The sequence below is a fragment of the Afipia sp. DC4300-2b1 genome, from assembly GCF_049895725.1.
GTDB classification, from domain to species: domain Bacteria; phylum Pseudomonadota; class Alphaproteobacteria; order Rhizobiales; family Xanthobacteraceae; genus Afipia; species Afipia broomeae.
On sequence record NZ_JAFCSX010000007.1, the window covers coordinates 193,790 to 206,552 of the forward strand.

Sequence of the window (12,763 nt, forward strand, 5' to 3'; positions counted from 1 at the left end):
TTCTCCCGCGTCTCACCGCGTCGAGCAACTTGAGGTCTCAGGGGGCTCAGGAGGCCCTGCGGTCGCGTGGATCTACCTCTTCGAATTCGGCGTCGACGACGTCGTCGCCGGAAGAGCTGCTGCTGCCGCTCGCTTGCCCGCCTGCGCCGCCGGATCCCTGCGAGGCTGCTTGGCTAAGGGCTTCGCCGATCTTTGACGCCGCTTGCTGCAGGCGTTCCGCCGCCTGACGGATGGTTTGGGGATTGTCCGCCGTCAGGCTCTGCTTGGCGTCGGCGATCGCCTGCTCGACCTGCTTCTTGAGGTCGGCGGGAATCTTCGACTCCGATTCATTTAGCGCCTTTTCGGCGCTGTAGATCGCCGCATCGGTCTGGTTGCGCGCCTCGACCAGTTCCTTACGGCGCTTGTCCTCGTCGGCGTGGGCTTCGGCCTCCTTGACCATCTTCTGGATGTCAGCCTCGGTCAGCCCTCCCGACGCCTGGATCCGGATACTCTGCTCCTTGCCGCTTGCCCTGTCCTTGGCCGACACATTGACGATTCCATTGGCATCGATATCGAACGTGACTTCGATTTGCGGGACGCCGCGCGGCGCAGGCGGGATTCCGACCAGATCGAACTGGCCAAGCAGCTTGTTGTCGGCCGCCATCTCCCGTTCGCCCTGGAAGACCCGGATGGTGACTGCGGTCTGGTTATCTTCTGCCGTCGAGAACACCTGGCTCTTCCTGGTCGGGATGGTGGTGTTGCGCTCGATCAATTTGGTCATGACGCCGCCGAGCGTCTCAAGGCCGAGCGACAGCGGGGTGACGTCGAGCAGCAGCACGTCCTTGACATCGCCTTGCAGCACACCGGCCTGGATCGCAGCGCCGATGGCCACAACTTCATCGGGGTTGACGCCCTTGTGCGGCTCGCGCCCGAACAGCTTCTGCACGGTCTCCTGGACCTTCGGCATGCGGGTTTGCCCGCCGACCAGCACGACCTCGCTGATATCCGACGCTTGCAAGCCAGCGTCCTTCAGCGCAGCCTTGCACGGTTCGATCGTCCGCTGGATCAGGTCGTCGACCAGTGCTTCCAGCTTCGCGCGCGACAGCTTGATGTTGAGGTGCTTCGGGCCGTTCTGATCTGCTGTAATAAACGGCAGATTGACGTCGGTCTGGGTGGCGCTGGAAAGTTCTATCTTGGCCTTTTCGGCGGCGTCCTTGAGCCGCTGCAGCGCCAAGCGGTCCTTGCGCAGGTCGATGCCTTGTTCCTTGCGAAATTCGTCGGCCAGATAATCCATGATCCGCTTGTCGAAATCCTCGCCGCCGAGGAAGGTGTCGCCGTTGGTCGCCTTGACCTCGAACACACCGTCGCCGATCTCGAGGATGGAGACGTCGAAGGTACCGCCGCCCAGATCGTAGACCGCGATCTTGCCGCTGCCTTTCTTGTCCAACCCGTAGGCGAGGGCGGCCGCAGTCGGCTCGTTGATGATGCGCAGCACTTCAAGTCCGGCGATACGGCCGGCATCCTTCGTCGCCTGGCGCTGTGCGTCGTTGAAATAGGCCGGCACGGTGATCACGGCCTGCGTCACCTTGCTGCCGAGATTGGCTTCCGCGGTCTCCTTCATCTTGGTGAGGATAAAGGCGCTGATCTGACTTGGGCTGTATTTCTTGCCCTTGACCTCGACCCAGGCGTCACCATTGTCGCCGGACACGATGTGGTACGGTACCATCGCCTTGTCTTTTTCGGTGATCGGATCGTCATAGCGCCGTCCGATAAGCCGCTTGATGGCGTAGATCGTGTTTTCCGGATTGGTGATGCTCTGGCGCTTGGACGGCTGCCCGACCAGCACTTCGCCATCGTCGGTGAAGGCGACCATCGATGGCGTTGTGCGTGCTCCCTCGGCATTTTCAATGACCTTGGCCTTGCTTCCTTCCATCACGGCAACGCAAGAGTTGGTGGTTCCGAGGTCGATGCCAATTGCTTTCGCCATGATCATGTTCCTTCGGTTATCTCGATGCTGGGGATGATGGACTGTACGCCGCCCGGGCTGATGCCTTGCGCGAATTCGCTGAATAAGCGGTCAATCTCCCGGTGCAGGCCGAACAATCCAAAGTCCGGCCGCATTAGGGCGCCGCCTTCATGGAACGGAACCAGCGATCGTAACCTCATGGGATTCTCCTTTGTCTTGGATGAGACTATCTCTCCCGAACGCTGCGGCTTGCCGTGCTACGGACTGACTACGATCCGGTCTTCGACGTGGGTAATGCCCGGCGCCGACCACGCGACGCGCTCTGCTTCCTCGCGTTCGATCCAGGAGCGAACGGTACCCTTCAGGATCACCTTGCCGCCGTTAGCTTCGACAGTGATTCGATTGGCGTCCACCTCGGCGTTGCGCTTGAACGCTTCCTGGATCTTGCGCTGGATGTCGGTGGGTTCGACCTTGGGCTTGACCGTAATGACGTTGGTCACGCCCTTGACGCCTTTCACCTTTCGCATGGCGGTCTCGGCAGCGGTCTTCTGATATTGCCACTCCGCCGCCCCCTCCAGAGTGAGCCAGCCGTCTTTCACAATGATCTTGATCTTGTCGTGCGAAATCGGCAGTTCCGATTTCAGAGCGGCAACCGCATCCCTCGCGATGTCCGGATCGGGGCGCTGATCGATCGCTGGTAGACGGACCTCGATATCATTGGCGACCGCGTGAACGCCGGCGATGCGCTTCACGGCGAGTTCGGCCTCCAGCCGGTCGCTATAGCTGTGGGTGAAGCCCGCCAGCGTAACGACGCCGTTCTTGACGGAAACGGCGATGTCTTCGGCATCGAGTTCGGGATGCCATTTCAACTCTTCACGGACATCGCTCTCGATTTCACTATCGGATTTCATGCTCGACTCCTGGTGTGCAAGTTGCGCGCTCGGTGCGATGACGTTACCGATTGTGATCGATCTTATGAGTGATCGCGCGCGCGGCCATGACGATGGTCAACTTCCGCCCCAAGTTTATCGCGGTTGACCGCCGGCCTGAGGTGCTATGGACGCTGATCGTGCTGACCGTGCTTATCGCGGCCCGCATAAACCTCAGTTCGCCGGGAGTCGCGGATGTCGCCTTGCTCTCGGCAGGCGATAAGGTTCGCGCTGGATCGCCAGCGACGGCATCCTGGAGCAGGTCGCGCTAAGGCTGTCCCAGCCGTTCGTCACCTAGCCATGGATCCGGGCGTAGCGAATGGAGCGGAAGATCGTCCGTTCGTCGCACCAACTCGATTTCATGGACGTGGACGGCGTCGCCGCCATGCCGCACCAGGATCTCCTGAGCCAGCGTTTCCTTCTCCGGCGAGTGGACCCGTATCCAGATCAATATGCCGTCCCATTCGGACAACTTATCCAGTCCCCGCCTCCGCTCCTGGTCGAATCGGCGACGTACCACGAGCACCGAGATACCGGCCACAACAAGCCCGCACAGCATTGATAGAATTCCGATGACGAGGGGCCTCACATCTTTCATCACGAGAAAGTACCCTGTTGCCACCGCAACAGCGCACCCGGAAATGCTGCCGACGACGGCCATCGTGACGGCCATATCATCGCCGCCGATGAAAGGCCGCCTCGGCGCGATCGGGATATCGGCGAGATCAACTGCTGGAATCGACGCGTAGTTCAAGCGCTGTTGCAGTTCGTCGGCGGGAGCGCTGACATCGATGTCGGCGCGATCGAATCCCGCAACAAGCAGTTCCTCAGCGGCGGCGACGAGCGCCTTGCGTGCGTGGAAGACGCCCGTCACTTCGCGGGTGCGCATCCGGTCCAAGGTATCGTCTGGTGACGCGCGCATGGATGTATTTCCGAGCACCGGTAGCGATCACGCCGGATAGTTGAATGCCGAGAGCTTCTTCAGTTCGTCCTTGGACGCGCCGGGCAGGGTGATCTTCTGGCCGGCCTCATCGATGACAAGGCTGTCATACGGTACGACGACAAGATGCCGGCCGAGCCCAAGGAAACCGCCGACCTGGAGCACCGCGAAACTAAGCTCTTTCTTGTCCTTGTCCGCGACCACATCGTCGAGGGTGCCGATCTTTTCGTTCTTGTCGTTGATCACGGTGGTGCCGATCAGCTTGCTCATCCGATAGCCCTTCGCCACGATCGAAAGATCGACCTTGATGAATTGCACTCCTGCCTGCGGCAATGCCGGACCGGCGGCAAGGACGACCGCAAGCGCGGTCCAGATTATCCAGCCTGAAGGGCGTCGCGCGATACGCCTCGGGCTCTGCGGCAACGGAGACGCATCAGCATGCGATTGGCACAGCGTCTGAAGTCCTGCGAAGGCAACCATGGCTCTCTCCTGAGCTTTTGAGCAGGGTTGCAGGAATACTCTGGAAGCCTCGATGCGGCACTGATCATCATCAATTTCATGAAAGACTTTTTGAATCACAAATCGTCACCAATCGCGCCCGCCGCCGCTATGCGCTCGTGTCAGCGGCGAGGCGCATCTGGATTCCTGCCACCAGGGAGGCATAATCGTAACCGCCGTCATGCCGCACGCCATTGATGAAGAAGGTCGGCGTACCGTTCACGCCGCTTCGGATTCCACCCATGAAATCGCTGCGCACCTTGTTTCTGTATTGCCCCGTTTCCAGAGCGTTCCGCAGTGCTATTTCGGATAGTCCGAGTTGTTCGGCGATCACGAAGATCGTTGGCAGACTCAAACTGCTCTGGTTCGCAAATAAGGCGTCGTGCATATCCCAGAATAGCCCCATGGCGCCTGCGAATTCCGCGCTTTCGGCGGCTATCCCGGCGTGCGGATGAATTTCGGTCAATGGGAAGTGGCGGAACACGAATCGCATGCGCCTGCCGAAATGTAGCTGCACCCGGTCGACGGTTGGATGGGCCAGCGCGCAATGGGGGCATTCATAGTCGCCGTATTCCACAAACGTGATCGGCGCCGATTCTTGTCCGCGAACATGATCACTTGTCGTGATGGGCGTTTTCAAGGTTGCCATGGCCAGTGTCCTGATCTGTGAGTTTTTCAAGGGCGTCGAGAATGCCATCGGCGCCGGGATTGACCGCGATCGGAGAGCAATAACTCCACGCAATGATCCCCTGCCGATCGAGCACGAACAGTGCGCGTTCGCAGACCCCTTCCTGGGCACGATAGGCGCCGTATTTGCGCGCCACGTCACCTTTGGGTTCAAAATCGGCCAGCAAGGGAAAGTGCAGGCGGCGGTCGCGGGCGAAGGCGGCATGGCACCAGGCACCGTCGACGGAGATACCCAGCAACTCGGCCTTGTGCTTGTGGAACTCCGGAAGGATCTCGTTGTACAGCGTCACCTGGTCGCCACAAACCGGGCTCCAGTCGGCCGGGTAGAAGGCCAGTATTACGGGCCTTCCTCGAAGGTTCGAAAGCGTGAGGTTTTGATCGGGGGTGACCCGCAACGTGAAATCCGGCGCAGCGGTCCCGGCAGCGAGAACAGATGACATTTCGTGCCTCACGCGTCGAGAGGATGGGGCGTTTGCAACTGCAACGCTACAATTGGCGCGCCTTCGCGGCGTTGACTGCAGTCAATTTCCTGGACCTTCATCTTCCGGCCATCCGTTGCTGCATCGCTGTGACACACGCAGCCGAGTTACGTATTTTTACGATACGCACTTTTGCCGAATTCATTCGAACGTTCCTGCGGTGCGATAGTTCATTCTGGGTTCGGCTTGCCAACAATGAAGGGTGCGACCATGAAAAAGGAAATCCACCCAGCCGACTACTATCGGCGGATGCTTGCGATGCAGCCCCATGCACTGAAACGCCTCGAAGCGTTTGCCAAGATCATGGCCTGCAACCGCGGCCAGGAAATACCAAATAGCCCTGGACCTGCAGGGCACTGGTACTACGTCATCACCGGCGCTGTCCGGCGATGCGCCATGCGTTCGGACGGAAGGCGACAAATCGTAGATCTTATGCTGCCGCGGGATTTCTTCTTTGTTTCGGACCGTCAGAATGAGGCGACGATCGAAGCGATAGCCGACGATACGGTGCTTGCGAGCTTTCCCGGCCGGCGGGTTGAATTGGTCGCGGAAAGCGATGTCGAGTTTGCACGCGAGCTTCGGGATGTCGCGTTCCAGTCTCTCACCCGCTCACAGGCCCAGCTTCTGATCATTGGCCGGTTCACCGCGCTGGAGAAGGTCGGCTCCTTCCTGCTCTCCATTGACGCGCGCGTATCCAATGCAAGCGGGCAGGTTGTGCTGCCGGTCTCGCGATATGACATTGCCGATTATCTCGCGGTTTCGGTCGAAACGGTTTGTCGCGCGCTGACCCATCTCAAGCAGCGGGGTGTCATTCGTCTGGCGGGCAAACGGACTATCAAGATCCTGAACCGGAGAGCTCTGGAAGACCGCATTGGCGAAAGTTCGACGGTGGCGAGCGTTTGAGCTGCCATTATTTGCTTGATGGGATGCTCAGCTTCGCCGTCTCCCCAAGGCGGATGAATTCCGCGCGCTGGCGTGTTCTCGCTGCCGCCTCAAGCGGCAGTCCCGACGGGCGTGGGGCCAGCGCTCTGATGCTGACGTGACCGAAGCCGGAACGAGAAGATGACCAGCGCGATGCCAAAGGCAAGGGCATAGGCGCCCATCCACCAGGTCAGCACGATCGCACCGATCAGGGGCGTAAGAATCAGCAGCGCGCCGTACGCGAGCGACAGCAGCCCGCCCAGCACCAGCCACCATCGGCCATGCTCTATGTTCAGGCGGAAAGCCGCGGCCGTCATCGACACGCCTGTGACAATTGCCCAGGAAGCAACAAGCAACACGAACGCAAGCACGGTAAGGCCCGGCCAGAAAAAAGCACCGATGCCCACGGCGATATTGAGCAGGCCTGCAAAGATCAGAAATCCCCAGCGGGTCTTTCGATGTATCGCCCACACGGCAGAGATGATCTCGGCGATTCCGTCGACCAGCATGTAGGCGGAGAACAGCAGCACCAGCGACAACATTGTCGGGCCGGGGAAGGCCAGTGCGAGACATCCGAAGACAATTGCAAAAAGGCCTCGCAGCGTGAACAGCCACCAGTTCTGCGCGAGCGTCGCTGTCGCAGAATCGGTTTGAATGTCGGAGGCGTTGTTAAAGGTGGTGCTGGCCATGAGATGCTCCGCAGCCGGATAGTCGGTTGACGCCTGTGTTTAGCGCGTGCGGGACGGTACGCATTGACGCCCGTCAAAACGTTTGCAGATCATGAGCGGCAGACTAATATTTTTGAGCATCTTATGGACGAGATCGGCGGTCACGCCGGCGTGCCGCAAATCGGGCCGCCTCGGAATCGTGCGACCTTGTCGGCCGGAACGAGATTACCGGCTGCGGCCCTGACGTCGGTTAATCTTGCGGATCAAATGCGTCAGACGGGTGGTTAACGCCGTCGGCTATCCGGATCGCGCTGCGCGTTTTTCCGTCGTGGCCGTGTGCGTCGTATGAGAAAGGCCAGGCTCGCTGAAGTTCGGTGGATTGAGTGCGGCCGCAATCGCGTCATCGACGCGCTCAAGCCAGACGAAACGAATCCGGTCGCGGGCGTTTTCTGGTATGTCCTCGATGTCCTTGCGGTTGCGCGCCGGAAGCATGACCGTGGTGATCCCGGCCTGGATCGCGGCCAGCACCTTTTCCTTCACGCCTCCGATCGGAAGCACCAGTCCGCGCAGCGAGATTTCGCCGGTCATGGCGGTATCGCTGCGTATCGTGCGCCCGGTGAAAAGAGAGGTCAGCGCTAGGAACATCGCAACTCCTGCGCTCGGACCGTCCTTGGGGATGGCCCCGGCCGGGACATGGACATGGACGTCCGACTTCTGCGATTCGGCTGGGTCGATGCCGAATTCGGCGGCGCGCGACTTGACCAGCGTCAGGGCGGCTTGCGCGCTTTCCTTCATTACGTCGCCCAACTGGCCGGTGAGGATCAGCTTGCCTCGGCCGGGAATGCTGGTCGCCTCGACGAATAGAATGTCGCCGCCCGCAGGCGTCCAGGCGAGACCGGTCGCAACGCCCGGCACGCTGGTGCGCATGGCGATCTCCTGCTCGAAGAGCTTCGGGCCCAGTATGGTCTCAAGGTCCGCCACCGTGATGATGACGCGCGTCGCGTTGCCCTCGGCGATCCGCATCGCGGCGTGGCGGCAAATCGCTCCGATCCGGCGTTCGAGATTTCTGACCCCGGCTTCACGGGTGTAATCGCGGATGATGGCGCGCAGGACCTCGTCACTGGTCTGGCATTGCTGCTCGGTTAACCCTGCCGCCGCCAATTGTCGCTTGACCAGATACCGCCGGGCGATCGCGAGCTTCTCGTCCTCGATGTAGCCGGGCATCTCGATCATTTCCATCCGGTCGCGAACCGCAACCGGGATATTATCGATGACGTTTGCGGTACCGATGAACAAGACTTTTGTGAGATCGAAGGGAACGGCGACGTAGTTGTCGCGGAACGTGGCATTTTGTTCGGGATCGAGAACCTCCAGCAACGCTGCCGCGGGATCGCCGTGAAATCCGGCACCCAGCTTGTCCATCTCGTCCAGCATCATCACGGGATTGCGGGTGCCGGCCTTGTGGATCGACTGGATGATATTGCCGGGAAGCGCGCCGATGTAGGTCCGCCGGTGTCCACGGATCTCGCTCTCGTCGTGGACGCCGCCGAGACTCAGCCGGACGAATTTTCGACCGGTCGCGCGCGCGATACTTTGGCCAAGCGAGGTTTTGCCGACGCCGGGCGGGCCGACGAAGCAGAGGATCGGGCTCTTGCCATCGGGGTTGAGCTTGCGGACCGCAAGATACTCGACAATCCGGCGCTTTACTTTCTCGAGGCCATAGTGATCCTCATCAAGGATGCGCCGCGCCTCGGCGATATCGATGCGCTCCGGATCGAGCTTCGACCATGGCAGTTCGACGAGCCAGTCGAGATAGCTCCGCACCATCCCGTATTCGGCCGCCGTTTCCGGCAGGCGCTCAAGCCGTCGTAGTTCGCGCCTGGCCTGTTCCTCGGCATCCTTGGGCATGCCGGCTTTATCGATCTTTTCAGCAAGTTCCTTCAGCTCAGTGGACTTGACGTCGTCGTCCCCAAGCTCCTTCTGGATCTGACGGAGCTGTTCGCGAAGGATGTGCTCGCGCTGCTGCGACGATAAGGTTTGCTGCGTCTGTTCGCCGATTTCCTTCGAGAGTTGCAGCACCTGGATCCGCTTAGCGAGCAATCCTAGCAACTTGTCAAGCAGCAGCGTGACGTCAAACGTCTCGAGCAAATCCTGCTTTTCGCTGGCCGGAACATCGATAATTCCGGCAATGAAGTCGGCAAGCATCGTCGGCGAGTCCAGGCTATCGATGGCGGGCCCGATCTCCGCGGGTGCGCTTGGCAGCAGCCCGATCGCGTCGCGTGCACGCATCTTGAGCAGATGCACCCGCGCCTCGATGTCGGGCGTCATCACTTCAGATACGCCGATCTCGGTGATGCGCGCGACGAGATAGGGAAAGCCGGTGAGAAATTCGTCGATCCGGAAGCGCCGCACCCCCCGGCAAATAACGTAATGAGTTTCTCCTGAGGTCACATAGCGCAGTACTTCGGCAATGGTGCCGACGCGGCGCAGATGCTCGGGTCCTGGCTGTTCGACGGCGGGATCGTCCTGCAACAACAGGCCGATCTTGCGGCCGCCTCGGGTCGCCTCCTGGGCCGCTGCGATCGAGGCCGGCGGGCCGATCGTCAATGGCAGTACCATGCCCGGAAACAACAACGTGTTTCGAACCGGCAGGATGATCGTCGCATCCGAAGGAATGGGGGGATGGCTTTGATCGGGTACTGTGCCCGGATTGTCAGCCGCATCAGACATTGATCTGCTCTTCGGTCAAAGGCTGTTTGGTGAATTTCAGCATCAGGCAGCCGTCGGCAAATTCTGCCTGCGCTAGCTCGAGACTGCTTGCCGGAAAGGTGATCCGGCGTTCGAATCTTCCGTATGGAATCTCCAGCCGATGAATCCGACTGCTGCGCGGGAGCGTGTTAGTCCGGCGGAAGCCGGTCACCATGACTGTGCCGTTCTCGACAGTCACTTTCACCGCGTTGCTGTCGACTCCGGGGAGCGCGACACTGATCAAGAAATCCGAGTCGGTTTCGATAACGTCGACTGGTGGTTCCCAGCAGAGGTCGCGGACCGGCACAGCCCTCGGCTGGAAGAACTGCCGGTGCAATCGCTCGGCGCGATCAATCAACTCGCAAGCCCTGGCCCACATGAGCGTTTCTGGATCGATCGCGGCCATGAGACAAGTCCCCGAGCTGGTGCGAAAGCACTGAACGAGCCTACGATGCGATGCACGGCGTCGCCTTGACGACTGTCAATCACCGGGCAAGGGATCCAGAGAACCGCAGTCAGTGCGCGATGAGCAGGGGGACCGGTGAACGACGCAGTATCCGGCTGGTCGTCGATCCCGGAAGCAAATCGTGCAGTTGAGAGTGGCCGTAGCTGCCCATCACCAGAAGGCTTGCGCCGAGGCTGCGGCACTCCGCGATCAGCACGTCGGCCGTCTCGTCCTCCTCGCCGACAGCACGGTATTTGACGGCGTTGATGCCGTGATGGCGAAGGTGCAGAACGGCATCGTTGGCCTTCAGATTGTCGTTCTTGTTCTGGTGCTCTCTTTCCACGACAAGAACACCAACCTTGCTCGCCTGATGCAGGAAGGGGAGGGATTCGGCGAGCGCGCGTGCCGATTCCCGGCTCCCGTTCCACGCCACGACAATGTTGTCCAGGGGCGCGAAACCTATCCAGTCATCGGGAACCAGAAACAGATGGCGCCCGGTGCCGAACAGCAGGTCTCTAATCAGCTCTTCCGGTTCGTTCGACCGATCATTTGGCCGGAGCGCGACGAAGGTATCGGCGGTGCGCACGACAGGTAGCGCGGTCTCGGCAATATCGAGAACGCCGGCCACGTCAAACCGCCGCAGATTGGTCGGCTGATGTAACCGGGTCAGCCGCTGAAACAGCAATGTCTCAACAGCGTCTCCGGCGTCCGGAGCCCGGGCGGCTTGATTGACGTTGGCGCCACCGAATTCGTCAGGCACAACATTGAAGAACAGTCCGGTAATATGGCTCTGGAAAATCTCGGCGATCTGTGTTGCGGCGGCCAAACGCGCGTCGTCTCCGGAGCCTCCATCGAGCCGAACCATCACGTCCTTGATCATGGTGGCCTTCATACCTTGATTTGTATTTCAAACAATTTGATCAAGGCCATGGACAGCACGACCGGATCGACTGTGACAACGCGAAACGTGTGGAGCTTCCGGTCCTGCCCGGTTATCGAGACGTATTCACCCGGCCAGAAGGCATGCGATTCAAATCTGTAGCCTGCCTCATCGTCGCCATCCTCGTCGTCACGGTAGTCGAAGACCCAACGCGCGCGGTTGGCGCCGTCAGGTCTATGGACGAGGCGGCCGACCTCGTCCTCTTCGCCATCCCAAAATCTGCGAACGCGGCAATAGTCTCGATACTTCTTCCACAACACCGGATCGATATGGCCTTGGGCATCCAGCGGGGCGATGAAATCATATCCATGCCGGAGGAGCCATCGGGGAATTCCCTGGAGCGGGCAAGATGAAGCAGGATGCGATTGAGGTCGGAGAGTTTAGTCAACTCGGACAAGGTTTCCATGGTGCGATCCAAGATGTGTCTGACGCAGCGAAGCCGAAGGGGCAGGACAACACCATGACGACTGTCAAATCGGTTCTGGGTTAATTGCAGGGCCAGACGCGTAACGTGCGACAATCCCGTAAGTTGATGGTCATCACGTGTGGGCGATGCGCGACGCATCCTGTGAATGGATCGGCGTCGGTAACTGACATTGGTGCGCCTGCGTCCTGCCGCTCCGCGCTTCTGCAGTCGAAAAAAATGGACCGCGCGGCTTGCGTCGGCGGTCCAAGTCTGGGGAGGAACCCCCGGGGGAGGGGAGCGACATGGGAGTATTACAGCCTCTATCTCGCATTTCGAAAAACCGCCCGCATTGACGACGCTCAATTTTCAGTCTCGGAATTTTGCAGCAGGCCGCGTGTCGTTCATGGGCCGGGTCGAAGCGCACTGACAATCGTCAAGGTATTGATCGTTCGTCTGGTGCATCAATGGGAACCGGGGCGACGCAGACGTCATGCAATGGCGGCTTGGGGTTCTGGTTCGGGAGCCCTCAAACCGGGCGCCGCGTTGGTAACCTCCCGGCGTTCGCCCAGGAGGATCGGGAAATCTTCCGGATCCGATTAGGCACGCGGCAAGCAAAGCGCGCCGGCCGCTGCTGATCCGCGCCGATCGCCCGGCAAGGAAGCACCGGAGGCTCTGATGTCGATCAAGCAAGAGTTTAGCGAGACGAGGGAAAAATTCAGGATATTGTCGCTTTATCAGCGCTTCGAATACTTCGTCGTCTTGTTCCTCTCCGCGTTGATCGCGGTGATCGTCGTGGCCGCGCTGTGGACTCTGACGCTTAAGATATTGTTCGGCCTGGTGCTCTCCGGAGGTCTTGACCCATCCGATTACTCGGCGTTTCAGGCCGTATTCGGCATGATTCTTACTGTAATCATTGCGCTCGAATTCAAGAAATCGCTCCTGGTGGGGGCCGAGGGCCGCAACATCGTGGTCCAGATTCGATCGGTTGTGATGATCGCGTTGCTGGCAATCTGCCGCAAGGTCATCATCCTCGATCTCACGGAAACCGATGCGCTGCACATTCTGGCGCTGGCAGCCGCGATCCTCGCGCTCGGCCTCGTCTACTGGTTGACCGGTGTGCGCGACCGGAAAGGCGACAAGGCGTGACGTGTGCGGCG

The 12,763-nt window shown here is 60.1% G+C and carries 15 protein-coding genes; 3 read left to right on the plus strand and 12 right to left on the minus strand.

Annotated features, from left to right (window positions below; translation table 11 throughout):
* Window positions 1-46 precede the first annotated feature (46 nt).
* From dnaK to ACP7AL_RS24585, 7 genes are all read right to left on the minus strand, one after another.
* Window positions 47-1,966, minus strand: a complete 1,920-nt coding sequence (gene dnaK / locus ACP7AL_RS24555; RefSeq protein WP_425995105.1) for a molecular chaperone DnaK — start codon at window positions 1,964-1,966, stop codon at window positions 47-49.
* A gap of 2 nt (window positions 1,967-1,968) precedes the next feature.
* Window positions 1,969-2,145, minus strand: coding sequence for a hypothetical protein (locus ACP7AL_RS24560; RefSeq protein WP_006019336.1), 177 nt, complete (start codon window positions 2,143-2,145; stop codon window positions 1,969-1,971).
* A 57-nt stretch (window positions 2,146-2,202) separates the two neighbouring features.
* The gene (locus tag ACP7AL_RS24565; protein WP_425995107.1) at window positions 2,203-2,856 is read right to left on the minus strand and encodes a BON domain-containing protein; all 654 of its coding nucleotides are present in this window, start codon (window positions 2,854-2,856) and stop codon (window positions 2,203-2,205) included.
* 286 nt (window positions 2,857-3,142) lie between these two features.
* Window positions 3,143-3,796, minus strand: a complete 654-nt coding sequence (locus ACP7AL_RS24570; RefSeq protein ID WP_425995109.1) for a hypothetical protein — start codon at window positions 3,794-3,796, stop codon at window positions 3,143-3,145.
* A 27-nt stretch (window positions 3,797-3,823) separates the two neighbouring features.
* The gene (locus ACP7AL_RS24575) at window positions 3,824-4,294 is read right to left on the minus strand and encodes a PRC-barrel domain-containing protein (RefSeq protein WP_425995111.1); all 471 of its coding nucleotides are present in this window, start codon (window positions 4,292-4,294) and stop codon (window positions 3,824-3,826) included.
* A gap of 127 nt (window positions 4,295-4,421) precedes the next feature.
* On the minus strand, window positions 4,422-4,961 hold the full coding sequence (locus tag ACP7AL_RS24580; protein WP_425995113.1) for a DsbA family protein: 540 nt from the start codon (window positions 4,959-4,961) through the stop codon (window positions 4,422-4,424).
* A complete protein-coding gene (locus tag ACP7AL_RS24585) occupies window positions 4,927-5,439 on the minus strand; it encodes a redoxin domain-containing protein (RefSeq protein ID WP_006019341.1) in 513 nt (170 codons plus the stop codon). Before ACP7AL_RS24585 ends, ACP7AL_RS24580 begins: the two co-directional genes overlap by 35 nt.
* 249 nt (window positions 5,440-5,688) lie before the next feature.
* Between ACP7AL_RS24585 and ACP7AL_RS24590 the strand changes: the two genes are divergently transcribed.
* Entirely contained in the window at window positions 5,689-6,381 is a 693-nt protein-coding gene (locus tag ACP7AL_RS24590) for a helix-turn-helix domain-containing protein (RefSeq protein WP_425995115.1), read from the plus strand.
* Window positions 6,382-6,470: 89 nt separating this feature from the next.
* Here ACP7AL_RS24590 and ACP7AL_RS24595 read toward each other — a convergent pair whose 3' ends face one another.
* The 5 genes from ACP7AL_RS24595 to ACP7AL_RS24615 all read right to left on the minus strand — a co-directional run bounded on the left by ACP7AL_RS24595 (window position 6,471) and on the right by ACP7AL_RS24615 (window position 11,457).
* The gene (locus ACP7AL_RS24595; RefSeq protein ID WP_425995117.1) at window positions 6,471-7,088 is read right to left on the minus strand and encodes an HdeD family acid-resistance protein; all 618 of its coding nucleotides are present in this window, start codon (window positions 7,086-7,088) and stop codon (window positions 6,471-6,473) included.
* A gap of 276 nt (window positions 7,089-7,364) precedes the next feature.
* Entirely contained in the window at window positions 7,365-9,797 is a 2,433-nt protein-coding gene (lon, locus tag ACP7AL_RS24600; protein ID WP_425995119.1) for an endopeptidase La, read from the minus strand.
* Window positions 9,790-10,221, minus strand: a complete 432-nt coding sequence (locus ACP7AL_RS24605; protein WP_425995121.1) for an Hsp20/alpha crystallin family protein — start codon at window positions 10,219-10,221, stop codon at window positions 9,790-9,792. Before ACP7AL_RS24605 ends, lon begins: the two co-directional genes overlap by 8 nt.
* A 109-nt stretch (window positions 10,222-10,330) precedes the next feature.
* Window positions 10,331-11,140, minus strand: a complete 810-nt coding sequence (locus ACP7AL_RS24610) for a universal stress protein (protein ID WP_425995123.1) — start codon at window positions 11,138-11,140, stop codon at window positions 10,331-10,333.
* 8 nt (window positions 11,141-11,148) lie between these two features.
* Window positions 11,149-11,457, minus strand: coding sequence for a hypothetical protein (locus tag ACP7AL_RS24615; RefSeq protein WP_425995125.1), 309 nt, complete (start codon window positions 11,455-11,457; stop codon window positions 11,149-11,151).
* A 92-nt stretch (window positions 11,458-11,549) separates the two neighbouring features.
* Here ACP7AL_RS24615 and ACP7AL_RS24620 point away from each other — a divergent pair, with 92 nt between their 5' ends.
* Window positions 11,550-11,690: a hypothetical protein gene (locus ACP7AL_RS24620; protein ID WP_425995127.1), complete on the plus strand. Its 141-nt coding sequence runs from the start codon at window positions 11,550-11,552 to the stop codon at window positions 11,688-11,690.
* A 591-nt stretch (window positions 11,691-12,281) separates the two neighbouring features.
* Window positions 12,282-12,752, plus strand: coding sequence for a phosphate-starvation-inducible PsiE family protein (locus ACP7AL_RS24625; RefSeq protein ID WP_425995129.1), 471 nt, complete (start codon window positions 12,282-12,284; stop codon window positions 12,750-12,752).
* The last annotated feature ends 11 nt before the right edge of the window (window positions 12,753-12,763 follow it).